This window comes from Streptococcus hillyeri, from assembly GCF_003686955.1.
GTDB lineage: Bacteria > Bacillota > Bacilli > Lactobacillales > Streptococcaceae > Streptococcus > Streptococcus hillyeri.
This window is the reverse complement of sequence record NZ_RCVM01000014.1, coordinates 32,971-51,006: the sequence shown is the minus strand read 5'-3', so window position 1 is coordinate 51,006 and position 18,036 is coordinate 32,971. Positions and strand designations below refer to the sequence as shown.

15 protein-coding genes are annotated in these 18,036 nt (G+C 40.1%); 14 read left to right on the top strand and 1 reads right to left on the bottom strand.

Annotated elements, in window-relative coordinates; genetic code table 11:
* Positions 1–211: 211 nt before the first annotated feature.
* The 13 genes from EAF07_RS07435 (at position 212) to EAF07_RS10790 (ending at position 15,424) form a co-directional block, all read left to right on the top strand.
* Complete coding sequence (locus EAF07_RS07435; RefSeq protein ID WP_121835951.1) at positions 212–952, top strand: CppA N-terminal domain-containing protein; 741 nt, start codon at positions 212–214, stop codon at positions 950–952.
* Positions 953–1,879 (top strand): serine hydrolase domain-containing protein, encoded by a 927-nt coding sequence (locus tag EAF07_RS07430; protein WP_121835950.1) that lies wholly within the window; start codon positions 953–955, stop codon positions 1,877–1,879.
* A 162-nt stretch (positions 1,880–2,041) separates the two neighbouring features.
* On the top strand, positions 2,042–2,326 hold the full coding sequence (gene groES / locus EAF07_RS07425) for a co-chaperone GroES (protein WP_121835949.1): 285 nt from the start codon (positions 2,042–2,044) through the stop codon (positions 2,324–2,326).
* Between the two features lie 164 nt (positions 2,327–2,490).
* On the top strand, positions 2,491–4,113 hold the full coding sequence (gene groL, locus EAF07_RS07420) for a chaperonin GroEL (protein WP_121835948.1): 1,623 nt from the start codon (positions 2,491–2,493) through the stop codon (positions 4,111–4,113).
* 329 nt (positions 4,114–4,442) lie between these two features.
* The gene (locus EAF07_RS07415; protein WP_121835947.1) at positions 4,443–5,084 is read left to right on the top strand and encodes a YczE/YyaS/YitT family protein; all 642 of its coding nucleotides are present in this window, start codon (positions 4,443–4,445) and stop codon (positions 5,082–5,084) included.
* Positions 5,085–5,381: 297 nt separating this feature from the next.
* Positions 5,382–6,812, top strand: a complete 1,431-nt coding sequence (locus EAF07_RS07410; RefSeq protein ID WP_121835946.1) for a PTS sugar transporter subunit IIC — start codon at positions 5,382–5,384, stop codon at positions 6,810–6,812.
* Positions 6,813–6,868: 56 nt separating this feature from the next.
* Positions 6,869–7,147: a PTS sugar transporter subunit IIB gene (locus EAF07_RS07405; protein WP_121835945.1), complete on the top strand. Its 279-nt coding sequence runs from the start codon at positions 6,869–6,871 to the stop codon at positions 7,145–7,147.
* A 76-nt stretch (positions 7,148–7,223) separates the two neighbouring features.
* The gene (locus EAF07_RS07400; protein ID WP_121835944.1) at positions 7,224–7,709 is read left to right on the top strand and encodes a PTS sugar transporter subunit IIA; all 486 of its coding nucleotides are present in this window, start codon (positions 7,224–7,226) and stop codon (positions 7,707–7,709) included.
* Positions 7,710–7,739: 30 nt separating this feature from the next.
* Positions 7,740–8,405, top strand: a complete 666-nt coding sequence (locus tag EAF07_RS07395; RefSeq protein WP_121835943.1) for a 3-keto-L-gulonate-6-phosphate decarboxylase UlaD — start codon at positions 7,740–7,742, stop codon at positions 8,403–8,405.
* A 3-nt stretch (positions 8,406–8,408) separates the two neighbouring features.
* The gene (locus EAF07_RS07390) at positions 8,409–9,272 is read left to right on the top strand and encodes an L-ribulose-5-phosphate 3-epimerase (RefSeq protein WP_121835942.1); all 864 of its coding nucleotides are present in this window, start codon (positions 8,409–8,411) and stop codon (positions 9,270–9,272) included.
* Positions 9,272–9,988, top strand: coding sequence for an L-ribulose-5-phosphate 4-epimerase (locus EAF07_RS07385; protein ID WP_121835941.1), 717 nt, complete (start codon positions 9,272–9,274; stop codon positions 9,986–9,988). The genes EAF07_RS07390 and EAF07_RS07385 overlap by 1 nt, the downstream gene beginning before the upstream one ends.
* Positions 9,989–10,674: 686 nt before the next feature.
* Complete coding sequence (locus tag EAF07_RS07380; protein ID WP_121835940.1) at positions 10,675–12,336, top strand: BglG family transcription antiterminator; 1,662 nt, start codon at positions 10,675–10,677, stop codon at positions 12,334–12,336.
* A gap of 1,183 nt (positions 12,337–13,519) precedes the next feature.
* Entirely contained in the window at positions 13,520–15,424 is a 1,905-nt protein-coding gene (locus tag EAF07_RS10790) for a transglutaminase domain-containing protein (RefSeq protein WP_245962711.1), read from the top strand.
* A 291-nt stretch (positions 15,425–15,715) separates the two neighbouring features.
* Here the strand turns inward: EAF07_RS10790 and EAF07_RS07370 are convergent, their stop codons facing one another.
* Positions 15,716–16,576, bottom strand: a complete 861-nt coding sequence (locus EAF07_RS07370; RefSeq protein WP_121835939.1) for a 5'-nucleotidase, lipoprotein e(P4) family — start codon at positions 16,574–16,576, stop codon at positions 15,716–15,718.
* A gap of 248 nt (positions 16,577–16,824) precedes the next feature.
* On the opposite strand from EAF07_RS07370, the gene ulaG reads away from it, so the two are divergent.
* Complete coding sequence (gene ulaG / locus EAF07_RS07365) at positions 16,825–17,916, top strand: L-ascorbate 6-phosphate lactonase (protein ID WP_121835938.1); 1,092 nt, start codon at positions 16,825–16,827, stop codon at positions 17,914–17,916.
* Positions 17,917–18,036 lie beyond the last annotated feature (120 nt).

Sequence of the window (18,036 nt, the reverse complement as noted above, 5' to 3'; positions counted from 1 at the left end):
TTATATTTTGTCATAGTAAGGACTCATTTCTAACACAAACGTCTCAGACTTAATTCCACCATAAAAATCCGTTTTAGACTAATTTCCACTTCGAAAGCTAAAGTGGAAATTACTTTGGGAAATTACCTTCATTTTAAAACCATTCTTAAGTTTTTAATTTTCTTGCTAAAATTTCAACTTTATTTTACAATAGAAAGGATTGGAGAATGATATGACATTAGTAACGAAAGTAACTTTCAAAACGCCTGTTGTTAGGGTGTTTGATAAGGATGCTAACATTTCTTTTTACCAAGACACTCTAGGGTTTAAATTGGTTTCTGAAGAAAATGCCATTGCTATTTTTTCTGGTTATGATAATTCTGAACGGACTTTTATCATTGAAGAGTCACCAACCTATCGAACACGTGCGGTGAATGGTAAAACGAAGCATAATAAGACGATTATTAAGGCGAAAAAGGCTTCTGATATTGAATCGCTTTTAGCAAGTGGTATGACAGTTGATGCTATCTTTCGTGGAGAAAATGGTTATGCCTTTGAAACGACATCGCCTCAAGGTTATACCTATTTATTACATGCTGAAACCAACCGCTCAAGCCTTTCTGTCGTGACGGATGCTGAGTTTACAGCAACTCCTGATTTTAAGGGCTTGTCAGATTTTGAGATTGAAGAAATTGTTCTTAATGTACCAGATGTTGAGATAGCGCAAGCTTTTTACCAAACCTTAGAACTGCCATTGCGCGTCAATTTTGTAGCGGCACAAGGGGAGGATTTACAAGCAGACCCTGACAGTGTTTGGGATTTAGAGTATTTGGAATTTACATTGCCAGCTGAGGCGGATTTACTAGCATTTCGAGAAACTCTTGAGAGCCTAGGATGTTTAATTGCTTATGCTGACAAGAAACTTGTGGTCATCAAAGACACTAGCAATATTGAAATTTGGTTTAGTAAATAAATGGAACGTATTCTAACGAAAATCCATCAGCAGATAGCTGATAACCTCTACCACGGCGCTAGTTTGGCGATTTATCAAAACGGCATGTGGAGTGAGCATTTTTTAGGAACACAAGACGGGCAAGCGCCCGTTTTTTCAGGTTTAACCTATGATTTGGCGAGTGTCTCCAAGGTTGTAGGGGTTTCTACGATTTGCACTTTCTTGTTAAATAGCGGAGCGATTCAGCTAGATGATCCTCTAGTCAAGCATTATCCTGACTTTCATGATGCCTCAGTAACCCTGCGCCAGCTTTTGACCCATACGACAGGAATTGACCCTTTTATCCCAAATCGTGATCAACTGTCAGAGGTTGAGTTGAAAGAAGCAATCAACCACATTACTGTGACGGATAATAAAGACTTTCTGTATACGGATATTAATTTTCTCTTGCTGGGTTTTATGTTGGAAGAGATTTATGGCTCCAGTCTGAAAACGATTTTTAGTCAGGAAATTTTTGAGCCTTGGCAGATGGTAGAAACTGGTTTTGGTCCTGTTAAGGAAGCTGTGCCTACGGTTAAGGGAATTCATGATGGTGTGGTCCACGATCCTAAAGCGAAAGTTTTTGGGTATCATGCAGGGTCAGCAGGGCTTTTTTCAACCGTCAAAGATTTGGAAATCTTTTGTCGCCATTATCTAGAAGATGACTTTGCTGAAAATCTGTGGACCAATATCAGTCTTGGCAATAAGCCACGTTCTATGGGCTGGAATTTAGATGGTGATTGGATTGACCACACGGGTTACACAGGACCTTTTGTGATGGTTAATCGTAAAACGCAGACTGCCGTCATCTTTTTGACCAACCGCACCTTTGAATACGATGACCGTCCTCTTTGGATTGCGAAGAGACGGAAACTGAGAGATGTGATTAAGACTTCTTTAACAGATTGAAAAAGCTCCTAAAGATAGGAGTTTTTTTCTTGACTAATCCTGACTAAGTGATAGAATAGACTTTATAAGAATTAGCACTCGGTGTGATAGAGTGCTAAAAATGAAATTGTAGCTCGAAAGCAGCTCTGCTATTTTATAAAAGACTAATAATGGAGGATAAAGATGTTAAAACCATTAGGTGACCGTGTGGTCGTGAAATTTGAAGAAGTAGAAGAAAAAACAGTGGGTGGCTTTGTCCTAGCGGGTGCCTCACATGATGCGACCAAAGTCGCTACGGTTGTTTCAGTAGGAGACGGTATCCGTACGCTTAACGGTGATTTGGTAGCACCAAGTGTAGCAGCAGGAGATAAGGTTCTTATTGAAAGCGGTGCGGGTATTGAAGTCAAAGATGGTGATGAGAAAGTAACCATCGTCCGTGAAGCAGATATTGTAGCGATTGTGGAATAATAAGAATATAAGAAAGGATAGAAAGGAGAGAGGGTAGCCTGTATGAGTTTAACTGAATACGGGCTACGGACGGCTGCAAAAAGATGAACTTCAACTAGACGCTAGCGTCGTCATTGAGTTCCCTATTTTGCTATTGTCCGTTTAACGCCCTCTATATCTTAATTATGGCAAAAGAGATTAAATTTTCAGCGGATGCGCGTGAGGCAATGGTCCGTGGTGTTGATATTTTAGCAGATACGGTAAAAGTTACCTTGGGTCCTAAGGGACGTAATGTGGTGCTTGAAAAAGCCTTTGGGTCACCACTGATTACTAATGATGGGGTAACCATTGCTAAAGAAATTGAATTAGAAGATCATTTTGAAAACATGGGAGCGAAACTCGTTTCAGAAGTGGCTTCAAAAACCAATGATATTGCGGGTGACGGGACGACAACAGCAACTGTGCTCACACAAGCTATCGTTCGTGAAGGTCTTAAAAACGTGACAGCTGGTGCCAACCCAATTGGTATCCGTCGTGGGATTGAAACAGCTGTTGCGACTGCTGTTGAAGAATTGAAAACTATCGCACAACCTGTTTCAAACCGTGAAGCTATTGCACAAGTTGCTGCGGTATCATCACGTTCTGAAAAAGTAGGTGAGTACATCTCAGAAGCGATGGAACGTGTGGGTAAAGATGGTGTCATCACTATCGAAGAATCACGTGGGATGGAAACTGAACTTGAAGTGGTTGAAGGGATGCAGTTTGACCGTGGTTACCTGTCACAATACATGGTAACGGATAACGAAAAAATGGTGGCAGACCTCGAGAACCCATTTATCTTAATTACAGATAAGAAAATTTCAAACATTCAAGAAATCTTGCCGTTGCTTGAAGAAATTCTTAAAACAAACCGTCCGCTCTTGATTATTGCTGATGATGTGGATGGTGAAGCTCTTCCAACCCTTGTTTTGAACAAAATTCGTGGAACCTTCAACGTAGTGGCAGTTAAAGCACCAGGATTCGGTGACCGCCGTAAAGCCATGCTTGAAGACATTGCTGTTTTGACAGGGGCAACAGTGATTACAGAAGACCTTGGTCTTGAATTGAAAGATGCGACAATGGCTGCGCTTGGTCAAGCGGCTAAAGTTGCTGTGGACAAAGATAGCACTGTTATCGTTGAAGGTGCAGGTTCGGCTGAAAATATTGCCAACCGTGTCAATCTCATTAAGTCACAATTGGAAACGACAACGTCAGAATTTGACCGTGAAAAACTTCAAGATCGCTTGGCGAAATTAGCAGGTGGTGTTGCAGTGATTAAAGTCGGTGCCGCAACAGAAACAGCTCTTAAAGAAATGAAATTGCGTATTGAAGATGCCCTCAATGCAACTCGTGCAGCGGTTGAAGAAGGAATCGTTGCTGGTGGAGGTACAGCGCTTGTTCAAGTGATTGAAAAAGTTGCAGCGCTTGAGCTTGAGGGTGACGATGCGACAGGTCGAAACATCGTTCTTCGTGCCCTTGAAGAGCCAGTTCGTCAGATTGCTTACAACGCTGGTTACGAAGGTTCTGTTATCATTGACAAATTGAAAAACAGTGACTCAGGTATTGGCTTTAATGCTGCGACAGGTGAGTGGGTCAACATGGTAGAAACAGGAATCATTGACCCTGTTAAAGTGACTCGTTCAGCCCTTCAAAATGCCTCTTCGGTGGCAAGTCTTATCTTGACCACAGAAGCAGTTGTTGCCAATAAACCAGAAGCAGCGGCTCCAGTAGCGCCAGCTATGGACTCAGGCATGATGGGTGGGTTCTAAAAGGACATTGTTGTAACAAAGGATAACTAATGAAAAGTTGGGTAAATCGTATCCAACTTTTTTGTCGCAGTCTTTAATGGTCTAATACTCATTAAATATCAACAGCTGATAATTTGTATTGGACCGTTAGCCTTATGTGGTAGAGACGTAAGTGACCACTTGACAGACTTCTGTTGCTTGATTTCAAATCTAGGACCTTGAAAAATCCCTTTTTGGGGACAGCTAGACAGAGGAACTTTTAGATAAGACACCAGAAAGACAAGGGAAAAGGTTGTGAACTTAGACAAAGGATGTTAAACTGGAAGTAGAGATAATGAAAGAGGAATAGCATGTATCGGTCGAAGATTAACGGAAAGACCTTGTTGGTTTATTTGTTAGGGAATGTGGTTTTAGCCTTTGGGGTCTGTCTCAATACGAAGACTGCTCTGGGAGTATCGCCAGTGACTTCGGTGGCTTTTAATATTAGCCAAATTACGGCAGTTCCGTTTGGGGTTATTAACTTTTTCTACCTCTGTGTCTTGATTGGCATTCAGTATCTTCTCTTGAAAGGGGCTTTTCAGAGATTTCAACTGACTCAGATTTTAGCGAGTTTTCTCTCTAGCTTTTTCTTACAATTATTTGATGACTTGATTGTGCTACCACAGGCTTTGCCTATTCGTCTTTTGGCATTAGTTATAGGTGTTGCTTTGACTGGTTTTGGTGCCTCACTAACGGTTGGTATGAGACTTATTCCTAATCCTGCGGATGCTTTAGCAGAGACAGTTGGACGGGTTTTGCATCGCCCGTTTGGCTTTGGGAAAAATGTCCTAGACAGTATTGCAATTACTGTTTCAATTGTTTTGGGACTGTTTTTCAAAGGAAGTTTTTTAGGCATTGGAATAGGAACAGTAGTCGCTATGGCGCTGACTGGACGGGTAATTGCCCTCTGTCATCCTTGGACGGAACGCCTGTATCAACGGTTGATTGATTAATTTTGAGGAGATAAATCAGTGCTGAGATATCATAGAATTTGCCTCAATCAATTGCTTAGATACCTCTAATCAATGCTTATGGGATAATTAAACAAGTTAGTTAAGATAGCTGAGCTTATCACGATTTTGTGATAGGCTCTTTTGATTGTGTTCACTTGGGATGAGAGATGTGTTTTGATATGGGCACATTTTTGAACACAAGCTTGTGTGTTTCTTGGTCTTTTTTAAGCGCTTACATTTTTCTATAATGAACTTGTAAATAAACATTATTACTAAATCAAAAGCGAGGTATATCTTATGGATATCTTACAAGCTGTCTTACAATGGTTCTCAACTAACATTTTGCAGAACCCTGCTTTCTTCGTTGGTCTCTTAGTTTTGGTGGGCTATATGCTCCTCAAAAAGCCAGCTCATGAAGTTTTTGCTGGTTTTGTGAAAGCTACAGTTGGTTACCTTATCTTGAATGTTGGTGCAGGTGGTTTGGTAACCACTTTCCGTCCAATCCTTGTTGCCCTAGCTAAGAAGTTTAATCTTGAAGCGGCGGTTATTGACCCTTATTTTGGTCTAGCTGCGGCTAATGCAAAATTAACAGAGATGGGCTTTATTGATGTCGCCACAACAGCTCTCTTGATTGGCTTTGGGGTAAATATTCTTCTCGTTGCTCTTCGTAAAGTGACTAAGGTTAGAACACTATTTATTACAGGTCACATCATGGTGCAACAGGCAGCGACAATTTCAGTCTTTGTCCTTCTCCTTATTCCTCAGTTGCAAAATGCGGCTGGCGCTTGGGCAGTTGGTATTATCTGTGGACTTTACTGGGCAGTCAGCTCAAATATGACAGTTGAGCCTACCCAACGTTTAACAGGTGGCGGTGGCTTTGCGATTGGTCACCAACAACAGTTTGCGATTTGGTTTGTTGACAAGGTAGCGCCATTCTTCGGTAAAAAAGAAGAAAATTTGGATAACTTGAAATTGCCTTCTTTCCTTAATATTTTCCATGATACGGTCGTTGCCTCAGCAACCTTGATGCTTGTCTTCTTTGGTGGTATCTTGGCGGTTCTTGGCCCTGAAATCATGTCTAATGCAGAATTGATTGGTGCTGGTGCTTATAACCCTGCCAAATCATTCTTCATGTATGTGATTCAGACAGCTCTTACCTTCTCAGTTTACCTCTTTATCTTGATGCAAGGTGTGCGTATGTTCGTTGCTGAATTAACGAATGCCTTCCAAGGTATCTCTAGCAAATTACTTCCAGGATCATTCCCAGCGGTTGACGTTGCAGCATCTTATGGTTTTGGTTCATCAAATGCCGTTCTTTCAGGATTTGCCTTTGGTTTGATTGGACAATTGATTACTATCGCTTTACTTGTTGTTTTCAAAAATCCAATTTTGATTATTACCGGATTTGTTCCAGTATTCTTTGATAATGCTGCGATCGCGGTTTACGCGGATAAACGTGGCGGTTGGAAAGCTGCGGTAGCCCTCTCATTCTTCTCAGGTGTTCTTCAAGTAGCGCTTGGTGCGGTGGCAGTTAGTCTCTTAGGATTGACTGGTGGTTACCACGGTAACATTGACTTGGTACTTCCTTGGTTGCCATTTGGTTATGCCTTTAAATACCTTGGTATTGCTGGTTATGTTCTAGTCTGCCTCTTCTTGCTTGTGATTCCACAATTGCAATTTGCAAAAGCAAAAGACAAAGAAGCTTACTATCGTGGCGATGCTCAATAACATCACTAAGAGTGTCTGCTCTGCTATGTTTTAAACAATAAATGGAGGAAATAAAAATGGTTAAAGTGCTTACAGCGTGTGGAAATGGAATGGGATCATCAATGGTGATCAAAATGAAAGTGGAAAAAGCCCTTCGTGAACTTGGGGTAACAGATGTCCAATCAGCGTCATGCTCTGTTGGGGAAGCTAAAGGCTTAGCTGCAGGTTATGATATTGTGGTGGCGTCAAATCACTTGATTAAAGAATTAGAAGGACGCACAAAAGGTCATCTCGTAGGACTTGATAACTTGATGGATGACAATGAAATTAAGGCAAAACTTGGGGAAGTTTTGTAGGAAAAACAAATGCTAAGGGAGGCTGAAACGAGATGTTCAACCTCCCTCGGTTTTATGACATCAGAGAGGTTTAATCATGAATTTAAAGCAATCATTTGTTGAGAACAATTCCATTCGTTTGGGGCTTACGGCTGAGACTTGGCAAGAAGCGGTACATCTGGCTTGTGATCCTTTGATTGAGAGCGGTGCGATTACCGAGGAATACTACGATGCGATTATTGCATCAACAGAAGAATATGGTCCTTATTATATTTTGATGCCTGGTATGGCGATGCCACATGCTCAAGCTGGAGTGGGTGTGTCACGCGATTCGTTCTCGTTAATCACCTTGACTAAGCCAGTCACGTTCTCAGATGGTAAAGAGGTGTCTGTCTTGCTAACCTTGGCAGCACAGTCAGCAGCCATTCATACGACAGTAGCCATTCCACAAATTATTGCCCTTTTTGAATTGGAAAATTCAATTCAGCGCTTGGTTGACTGTAAGACACCAGAAGAAGTACTGGCAATGGTAGAAGAATCAAAAAATAGTCCTTATCTTGAAGGATTGGATTTAGAGAGTTAAGAAGTATAACAGTTAGAAGAGGTAACGATTATGACAACACATATTCCAAATTTACAGGTAGCACTTGACCATTCTGATTTAAAAGGTGCCATTAAGGCAGCCGTTTCCGTTGGTCATGAAGTTGATATTATTGAAGCAGGGACAGTTTGTCTTCTTCAAGTGGGTTCTGAATTGGTTGAGGTTCTTCGCAACCTGTTTCCAGAAAAAATCATCGTTGCAGATACCAAGTGTGCGGATGCTGGTGGCACAGTCGCTAAAAACAATGCGGTACGTGGTGCTGACTGGATGACTTGTATTTGTTCAGCGACCATCCCAACCATGGAAGCAGCTCGCAAAGCTATCGAAGAAATCCGTGGTGATCGTGGTGAAATTCAGATTGAATTGTACGGAGACTGGACTTATGAGCAGGCTCAGCTTTGGTTGGATGCAGGCATTTCTCAAGCCATTTATCACCAATCGCGTGACGCTCTTCTTGCTGGCGAAACTTGGGGTGAAAAAGACCTTAATAAGGTGAAAAAACTGATTGACATGGGCTTCCGTGTGTCAGTGACCGGTGGTCTTGATGTGGATACCCTGAAACTCTTTGAAGGTGTTGATGTCTTTACCTTCATTGCAGGTCGTGGCATTACTGAAGCAGAAGATCCAGCTGGGGCAGCGCGTGCTTTCAAGGATGAAATTCGTCGTATCTGGGGGTAGATTATGGCTCGTCCGATTGGTATTTATGAAAAGGCGACCCCAAAGCACTTTAGCTGGTTGGAACGTCTTGAATTTGCAAAAGAACTAGGATTTGATTTTGTGGAAATGTCTGTGGACGAATCCGATGACCGTTTGGCACGCTTAGACTGGACAAAGGCAGAGCGTTTAGAAGTGGTTAAGGCCATTTATGAGACAGGGGTGCGAATTCCAACCATTTGCTTCTCAGGTCATCGTCGCTACCCGCTAGGATCTAATGATCCTGAAATTGAAGCAAAGTCACTTGAATTAATGAAAAAATGCATTGAACTCGCTCAGGATTTAGGCGTTAGGACGATCCAATTAGCAGGTTACGATGTCTATTACGAGGAAAAATCTCCTGAAACGCGTGAGCGCTTCATCAAAAATCTTCGAAAATCATGCGACTGGGCAGAAGAAGCTCAAGTCATCTTAGCCATTGAAATTATGGATGACCCTTTTATGTCCTCAATTGAAAAATACAGGGCGGTGGAAAAAGAAATCGATTCTCCCTACCTCTTTGTCTATCCTGATACGGGAAATGTGTCAGCTTGGCACAATGACATTTGGAGTGAATTTTACCTTGGGCACCAGTCCATTGCTGCCTTGCATTTGAAAGACACTTATCCAGTGACAGAAACCTCTAAAGGTCAATTTCGTGATGTGCCCTTTGGAAAAGGCTGTGTCGATTGGGAAAACATGTTTGCAGTGATTAAGAAAACCAACTATAACGGTCCATTTTTGATTGAAATGTGGTCAGAAAATTGTGAAACGGTGGAAGAAACGCGTGCCGCTATCCAAGAAGCGCAGGCCTTCCTTTACCCACTGATGAAGAAAGCAGAGGTTATCTAATGGCAAAAGATTTACAAGAAATGCGACAACGTGTCTATGAGGCGAATGTTGCTCTTCCTGCGCACGGATTGGTTAAATTCACATGGGGAAATGTCTCTGAAGTTTGCCGTGAATTGGGACGCATCGTCATCAAACCATCAGGTGTTGACTATGACAAATTAAGCCCTGAAAACATGGTGGTTACAGACCTTGATGGAAATGTGGTCGAAGGTGACTTGAACCCATCATCTGATTTGGCAACTCATGTTGCTCTCTATAAGGCTTGGCCAGAGGTGCAAGCAGTTGTTCACACCCACTCAACTGAAGCGGTTGGTTGGGCACAGGCTGGTCGTGACATTCCATTTTATGGGACGACCCATGCAGATTATTTCTATGGTCCAATCCCATGTGCTCGTTCATTGACTAAAGAAGAAGTTGACACAGCCTATGAAAAAGAAACGGGTTCGGTCATTATTGAAGAATTTACACGCCGTGGCTTAAACCCAGTAGCCGTACCGGGTATTGTTGTCCGTAATCATGGACCATTTACTTGGGGGAAAACACCTGCGCAAGCTGTTTACCATTCAGTAGTTCTTGAAGAAGTGGCAAAAATGAACCGCTTTACAGAGCAAATCAACCCACGTGTTGAACCTGCACCGCAGTATATTTTGGATAAACATTATCTCCGTAAGCACGGACCAAATGCTTACTACGGACAAAAAGGTGACCAGCACTAACAGTCGTGAGAGTAGGGATGAAGGCTAGTGGCTTGAATACTAGACTTTCTTCCCGCTCTTTTAAAATACTAGAGAGCTATAAAGATGTGCTAGGAAATGTTAATAGTCAAGAGCAAGGGACAGTTTCGTAAATTTTGTTTTTTTAACTGCATACGTTTGCACAAAAATGTTATAATGAGTATAGATGTTTTTAACGTATAATACTCATCCAAAATCAAAATTAGCATTTTAGAACCACTGATATCATTGATAGACCACCGAACGAAGTGAGGTTAACATGTTTCTTTCGTTATAGTGGTATTCATATCAGTGACACTGTCCAGTGGACAGTGTCAGCCTGAGCTTAGAAATCAAAAAGCGAGGGGAATTGGCTTGATAAGAACGGATTTTTGGGAGAACTACAGAAATTGAAAGTCAATTCCGTAGTAGTTCCCCCGCAAGGATGATTAGGGTGGACGCTGTCGAGTAGTCGACAAGCACAGCCAATCATCTACTGCGATAGAGATAAGCTCAAATCTAGCAATGAAACTCCGTAGGAGTTTTGATGTTGACTTTGTCAACTCTATTTCCCACCTCCAAAGATCTCCCAGACCTTTGGAGCGTCCGCACTTTTAAGAAAGAAACAAAAAGTAATTTTTGATTTTTGTTAAGTATAAATCGGATAGTGATTAGAAGAGGAGGAAAGAATGCTCTTATTGGACAAGAAAAGCTATGGATTGGTGAATTATCTGTTAGCATTGGAAGAACCTGAAACAGTCATGACCATTGCGAAAGCTCTGAATCAATCTCGTCGCAAAATTTATTATCATCTTGATAAGATTAACGAAGCCTTGCCTAAAGAAGTTGATCAAATTATTGCCTATCCTCGAGTTGGTATTGTTTTGACTGCTACACAAAAAGATGCTTGTCGCATGTTATTAGAAGGAATGGATGACTATAGCTATGTGATGAGCATTGAAGAACGTCAAATGCTGATGATGAGCTACATCGCTGCCTCACTAGATCGGGTAACCATTGAAAAATTAATGACGCTGACAGGGGTTTCACGAAATACCGTTTTAAATGATTTGAATGAGATAAGAAGACAACTCTCTTTAGAACAATATCAAATCAAACTATTATCAACGAAGTCGTGTGGCTATTATTTTGACACTCATCCCTTGTCAAAATTTCAATTTTTTTACAAGTTGTTAGATGACCTTGAACGTTTAACTAGCCAGCATTTTATGACGATTTTTCAAGATAAAATGGAAAATTATTTAGAACTGTCACTTCATGTTCCGCAACATGTGATGAGTTATATTGATGATTTTCTAAAAAAATCCCGAAAGCAATTAGGGAAAACTCTAAATTATCAAGATAGTCAATTGTTCCTAAAACGCTTCCCTTACTTATTGCTATGCTATCGTAATACTTATCTTACGGCTACAGAAAAAGGGCAATTAGAGCAAGACTTTCAGCGGATTGCCCATCGTAAGGAATATAGCCTAGCCATCGATTTGGCGACGGGCTTGAAAAATGACTGTGATTTTCCATTGGATGAAGGGGAAATTGGATTGATTGCGATGCTATTGCTGGCCTATCGTAAAGATCGAGATGCCCATCTAGAAAGCCGAGATTACGACGAGATGCGCTCCGATATTGAAGGTTTTATTTCGCAGTTAAAAGTCCGATTTCATTTAGAATTTACCCATGAAAAAGAATTGATTAACCAATTGCTCAGACACTGCAAAGCATTGGTTTACCGAAAGACTTATGGCATTTTTTCTACAAATCCGCTAACAGAGCACATTCAAGATAAGTATGCAGAGCTTTTTGCGATGACGCAGGTCTGTGCTGAGATGCTTGAAAAAGCTTGGGGGATTACGCTAACACCAGATGACATTGCCTACCTAACGGTTCATCTAGGTGGAGAACTGAGACGTCATCATAATGAAAGAAAGAATTGTCGCATCATTTTAGTCTGTGATGAGGGGATAGCCATTCAGAAATTATTGCTAAAGCAATGTCAGACCTATTTACCCCTACACCATATTGAAGCTGTATTTACCTCAGAACAATTCCATAGTGTAAGAGATTTGATTACATCGGATGTTGTGGTAACAACAACAGATGCCATAGAGTCTCCTGTACCAAGTTTAGTAATTAATCCGATTTTATCCGAAAGTGATTTGATCCGATTGATTCGTTTTGTGAAACATAAAGGACGAGATGTGGAACAAGATATTCGTACGAGCATAGATCAAAGCATTCGCCACTATGTGAAAGACGATTCAGAAGCCTATCTCTTGAGAAGTCAAATCGAAAAAGTTCTCAATCAAGAATTTCTTTTGGATATCATTGTTTAACGCTTTTAAATAGCAAGAAAATGATTGTATCCCATCCAGAGTATGGATGATATGCTGAGAACGTTTTTTAATGGCTAAAAGGGATTAAAAAGCTAAGCAAAATGCTCAGCTCATGATAGTTTTATCAGTTTATATGAACCCAGATATCGTAAGATACTGGGCTGTTTTTAGTTATAGGGCCTATTTTGAGATGAGTATCAAGATTTGAGCTTATACTTAACAAAAATCAAAAATTACTTTTTGTTTCTTTCTTAAAAGTGCGGACGCTCCAAAGGTCTGGGAGACCTTTGGAGGTGGGAAATAGAGTTGACAAAGTCAACATCAAAACCTCCTACGGAGTTTCATTGCTAGATTTGAGCTTATCTCTATCGCAGTAGATGATTGGATGTACTTGTCGACTACTCGACAGCGTCCACCCTAATCATCCTTGCGGGGGAACTACTATGAAATTGACTTTCAATTTCTGTAGTTCTCCCAAAAATCCGTTCATATCGAGAGTGAACTCTCGATGCTTTTTTGTGGCTGAGAACTATTTTTGTCTCAGCCTCATGAATACCACTATAGCGAAAGAAACATGTTAGCCTCACTTCGTTCGGTAGTCCATCAAAAGTATTAGAGGTTCTAAAATGCTAATTTTGATTTTGGATGAGTATTATTATTTTTGCAGTAGATGAATGCTTATTGACTAATCAACAGCGTCTAACCTATTGCAAAATCATCAATCTGTAATTTTCCCAAAAATTAATCAATGACGAACTAGGTGGACAATAGATTGGCATGGCTATGTCTTTTTTTTTTGCGTGAACAAGATAGCGTATATGTATTCGTACGGGTGCTCTTTTGTCACACGAAGAAAAGGATTTCAAGATATTTCAGAAGGTTATGCCTTTATTCTGAAAATTAAAAATTGAAACGATAATATAAAAATTCACAGAATATTATAAACCAAAAGATGAATATTTTGACAGAAACTCTAGTAAGATACGTTGAAACATGGCATAAAATAAATATTTTGTTATTTTCATAATTTTTTCAATAATTAATTTTCTTTCTGAATTTTTAATTTAATCATTTACTTGAGTTATCAGAAATGTTATAATTTTCTAGACACTTCGATAGAAAGTGTTCAGTTAAATTTTTAAGAGAAGTTTAAATCTCTTACGGCATTAAGAAGGGGGCATTTATGGCCAAAACATTTCGTACACTGGCAAGTGTTATTCTTACAACAGCTGGGCTAACAACTGTAAGCGCAGTCGATGTAAAAGCTGACACTAGCTATACAGGCAGCTATGCTACAAATCTTTTAACATCCGTTGTTGAAGATAGTTATCCTGCTGAAGCAACAGCTGGTTTAGAAGAGACTTACTCAGAACCAGTCGGTCATCGAATGGTAGAAATCGCAACAGAGGAATATCCATTTTATGATGTGAGAACGACATATGACACAAGGTCAGAACGGGTGTTATCAGAATTGGAAGATCCATATCGTGATGACCGTAATGAATATGATCAGCTAGAATCCGAGCGGAAACAATTAGTAGATAACTACTCACGCTGGAAAGCTGTTAGTGATGATAGAGAGTTATCGCAAGAATCGCAACAGACTTTAAACGAATTAAAAGCAGAAGTTGATCGTTTGCAAGAGCGTGCCTCATCAGCTATTCAGGAGTATCGTACTAAACACGTTGAAAATAATCCCCATATCGAACATTTTGACGTACAGGTACAACAGTATCGTGACTCATTAAATCAGATAGATGATAAGGGAAGTTTTGTCGAGCAGCACTATGCTCAGTTAAGCGAATTGGACCAGTTAGATGCGTCACGTCAGAAGATGATTCAAAATTGGTATCCTAGTGATGAGAATTACCGTTTGATTAATGACAATTTATACACTACAAATGCCAAAATCCGTGTATTGACGGAAGACTTGGTAACCTTTATCAATCAACGTTCATACACATCAAATGAAAATATTGCTATTTTGGCACAATCGGCAGAGCAGATTAGACATAATATTAATGTGATTGACGAGATGAATCGTGCTGCGACACGTCGTTATAATAATAGAGCAGATTACCGTCGTCGCCCAGCCAGATCTACTCGTCCGAATATTGATCCTAACCTCCCAACATTAGAACACTTCAAAAATGAAGGCTATAACCTCAAAGATTATCGAAATACTAATGTTACGGCCTATAACCAAGAGTTAGCAGATCTTAGTGGCATCAGTGATTTAAACACCTTGAAAGAGCGTGCGGATGAAGCACATCGCCTACGCACTAAAACGATTAAATTTACCGTGAAGCAATCGGAAATGGGCGAAAATCTTTCAGAAGGTATCGGTCGTTTTGTCAAAGAGACCCTTTCAGATACTCCAAATGCACGAGGCATTTCAAAAAGCTTCAGCTGGCGAGTTGATGGATTTCAAGGTGTTGATGAAGTCACTGTAACCTTGAAGCCTGAATATTACATGACAGATGTTCAACATCAAGAGTACATGGACCATATTCGTCAATGGACACGCGACAATATCAATGAGACGGATTCTGAAGTTACCAAAATTGATAAAATTCAAGATTATATCATGACAAATTATCGCTATGCCAATAGTGGTGTCGGTAGCCTAACGCCAACAGGTATTTCAGTGCAGACACCATATGCCTTTTTGAAAGATAAAGAAGCGGTATGCCAAGCTTACGCGCAGCTTTTTAAAGATATGGGACAGTTAGCAGGCTTAGATGTCTACTATATTCAAGGATTTGGAGATCCTCGTATGGGAATGAATAGCCTGCACGCTTGGAATATTGTTAAAGTAGACGGGGCTTTCTATCACTTAGACCTCACCTGGAATGACACGATTGATGGGACTAATAAAAACCACACCTACACACTCCGCGGAAATAACTTTATGAAGAATACGCACCGTTGGAATGCTGTGTACAATATTTCAAATGAAGACTATCATGGCTATGATCGTAGCTTAAAAATGCCAGAAGTCTCACGCCGTCGTGATAGTGACCGTATCCTTGAACATTACCGTAATCAAGGTTATAGTTACGGACCACGTACGTATTACCGATTCTAGTATAATTTAAAAGAAATCCTCATTTTTCTCTGACGTAACCAGAAATTGGTATCAGAGGAAATGGGGATTTTGTTGTATAAGACTGAAGAAGGCAGTGGCTTATAAAGCAGCTACATATCAAAACGATAATGTTTGATTTTGGTTAAGTATAATAGAAGCATAGAAAAAGTCCTAGAATGAGTAAGGCTAGGACTTTCTGATAGTGACATTTTAGAGTATTAAGGGTGTAATAGAGTTTTTTCTTAAATAATAAGTAAACGCATCATTTCTACTAAAGGCAATAAGGTTTGCTTACTCAAAAGATTCTAAGGCTTTCAAGCGTGCTTCTCTCTGTCCTTTGGCATCAAGTTTTTGACCACCATAGATGGTACTTTCCCAAGAGCCGTACATTGGATTTGGAAAGATGATAAATTTGCTACCAAATTCAAGATGCAATTGGTCTAATAGTTGTTCTCTGTCCTCTTTAGAAGACTTAGAAAATTCGGCAAAATCCACTAAATTATCACCAAATAGCATCACTAGATTTGTTGTTTCTTGAACTTTTTGACGACGGCTTTCCTTAGATTTCATACCATCTGCTAAAAAGAGGAAGTGGTCACGTCCTTGAACAGGAAGCCCCTCTTTTTCGAGGTTTTCCATTGTCGCATCAATTTGGCTTTCTTGACGATCGGAAATGTAGTAGATTTGAACACCATTTTGATCTGCAAATTGAAGAAAATCTTTCGCACCTGCAACTGGTTTTGCAGCTTTTTTTTGTACCCAAATGTCCCAACTTTCAGGTGTAAAGGCTGTTCCTTCTAAGACATTTTTGGCTTGATAAGGGCTATTGTCTAAGACGGTTTCATCAATATCTAAGACAATAGAATAAGGTTTTTCGGTTGGTTGTCCTAAAAGCCCTTTTAAACGCTCAGTCGCCACTTGATACCCCTGTAAATACAAGGCTTTGGCTTCTGCAGATTGTTGGTACCAAGCAACCGACAGAGTGTTTTCTGCCGAGCGTAATTGTTCGTCTGTGTATTGAACCGTTTCGATTTTCTCAGGCTCATTTTTCGTTGGTTGACTTGATTGGCTGGAAGTTTTATTACAGCCAACAAGCAGGAATGCTGCTAGACTTAAGCAAAGCAGATTGATAGTCTTTTTATTAGATCTCATGTTGAGAACCTCCTTGGTTATTAGTTTTCGATGTTATTGTAACTTAAAAGAAATCAAAAATCAACACTTTATGTTATTTTGTTCATGAACATTAAGTTTTTACTAGAAATAATCTTATTGGTAATCAATGGGTATCAGCCCAATTATGAACACAGGACTGTGTATTTCTTGGTCTTTTTTGATAGCGTTTACAGAGTTATACTAATCTTGTAAATAAACATTTAGACGTAAGCTAGGAGGAAAATATTATGGTTAAGGTACAAGACATTACACGTGAATCTTGGATTTTGTCAACGTTTCCAGAATGGGGAACTTGGCTAAACGAAGAAATTGAAGAAGAAGTCGTGCCAGAAGGCAATTTTGCCATGTGGTGGTTAGGAAACTGTGGCGTTTGGATTAAAACACCAGGGGGTGCCAATGTGGTGATGGACCTTTGGGCAAACCGTGGAAAATCAACGAAAAAAGTCAAAGACATGATTTGGGGTCACCAAATGGCAAACATGTCAGGAGTTCGTAAATTACAACCAAATCTTCGTGTTCAACCAATGGTTATCGACCCATTTGCCATCAATGAATTGGATTACTATTTGGTATCTCATGTTCACTCTGACCATATGGACATTTCAACATCGGCAGCCATCCTTAATAATCCTAAATTATCTCATGTCAAATTTGTTGGGCCTAGCGGATGCGCTGAGATTTGGAAAAAATGGGGAGTTCCTGAAGATCGTATCCAAGTGGTCAAACCAGGTGATAGCTTTGCTTTTAAAGACATTAAAGTGACAGCAGTAGAGTCATTTGACCGTACTTGCCTTGTAACCTTACCAATCGAAGGATATGAGGAAAATGGCAATAGCTTGCGCGGTCTCCCAGTTACGGATGACTTGATGGCATCAAAAGCTGTTAACTATGTCTTTGAAACACCAGGTGGAACAATTTACCACGGTGCTGATTCTCACTTCTCAAATTATTTTGCGAAACACGGCCGTGACTTTAACATTGACGTTGCCATCAATAACTATGGAGACAATCCAATCGGTATCCAAGATAAAATGACTTCTATTGACCTGTTACGCATGGCTGAAAATCTTGGTGCTAAAGTTATCATTCCAGTTCATTACGATATTTGGTCAAACTTTATGGCATCGACAGATGAAATCCTTCAACTTTGGAAGATGCGTAAAGAACGCCTACAATACCAATTCCATCCATTTATCTGGGAAGTTGGAGGTAAGTATACTTACCCACTAGATAAAGACCGTATCGAATATCACCACCCACGTGGATTTGATGATTACTTCTTAGAAGATTCAGATATCCAATTCAAAGCCTTGCTATAATTGAATACATCAGAAAAAACCAGCAATCGCTGGTTTTTTGGTGTTTTAAGAAAAATAGTTGTGATGTCCTATTGATGTGGATAGGCATTAGGCTCCCCCAAAGTTTATCCGAATAAGCAA

Excerpts from the sequence above, each read along its gene's own strand:
- EAF07_RS07435 (WP_121835951.1), top strand. The coding sequence starts at position 212 with ATGACATTAGTAACGAAAGTAACTTTCAAAACGCCTGTTGTTAGGGTG.
- EAF07_RS07430 (WP_121835950.1), top strand. The coding sequence starts at position 953 with ATGGAACGTATTCTAACGAAAATCCATCAGCAGATAGCTGATAACCTC.
- groES (WP_121835949.1), top strand. The coding sequence starts at position 2,042 with ATGTTAAAACCATTAGGTGACCGTGTGGTCGTGAAATTTGAAGAAGTA.
- groL (WP_121835948.1), top strand. The coding sequence starts at position 2,491 with ATGGCAAAAGAGATTAAATTTTCAGCGGATGCGCGTGAGGCAATGGTC.
- EAF07_RS07415 (WP_121835947.1), top strand. The coding sequence starts at position 4,443 with ATGTATCGGTCGAAGATTAACGGAAAGACCTTGTTGGTTTATTTGTTA.
- EAF07_RS07410 (WP_121835946.1), top strand. The coding sequence starts at position 5,382 with ATGGATATCTTACAAGCTGTCTTACAATGGTTCTCAACTAACATTTTG.
- EAF07_RS07405 (WP_121835945.1), top strand. The coding sequence starts at position 6,869 with ATGGTTAAAGTGCTTACAGCGTGTGGAAATGGAATGGGATCATCAATG.
- EAF07_RS07400 (WP_121835944.1), top strand. The coding sequence starts at position 7,224 with ATGAATTTAAAGCAATCATTTGTTGAGAACAATTCCATTCGTTTGGGG.
- EAF07_RS07395 (WP_121835943.1), top strand. The coding sequence starts at position 7,740 with ATGACAACACATATTCCAAATTTACAGGTAGCACTTGACCATTCTGAT.
- EAF07_RS07390 (WP_121835942.1), top strand. The coding sequence starts at position 8,409 with ATGGCTCGTCCGATTGGTATTTATGAAAAGGCGACCCCAAAGCACTTT.
- EAF07_RS07385 (WP_121835941.1), top strand. The coding sequence starts at position 9,272 with ATGGCAAAAGATTTACAAGAAATGCGACAACGTGTCTATGAGGCGAAT.
- EAF07_RS07380 (WP_121835940.1), top strand. The coding sequence starts at position 10,675 with ATGCTCTTATTGGACAAGAAAAGCTATGGATTGGTGAATTATCTGTTA.
- EAF07_RS10790 (WP_245962711.1), top strand. The coding sequence starts at position 13,520 with ATGGCCAAAACATTTCGTACACTGGCAAGTGTTATTCTTACAACAGCT.
- EAF07_RS07370 (WP_121835939.1), bottom strand. The coding sequence starts at position 16,576 with ATGAGATCTAATAAAAAGACTATCAATCTGCTTTGCTTAAGTCTAGCA.
- ulaG (WP_121835938.1), top strand. The coding sequence starts at position 16,825 with ATGGTTAAGGTACAAGACATTACACGTGAATCTTGGATTTTGTCAACG.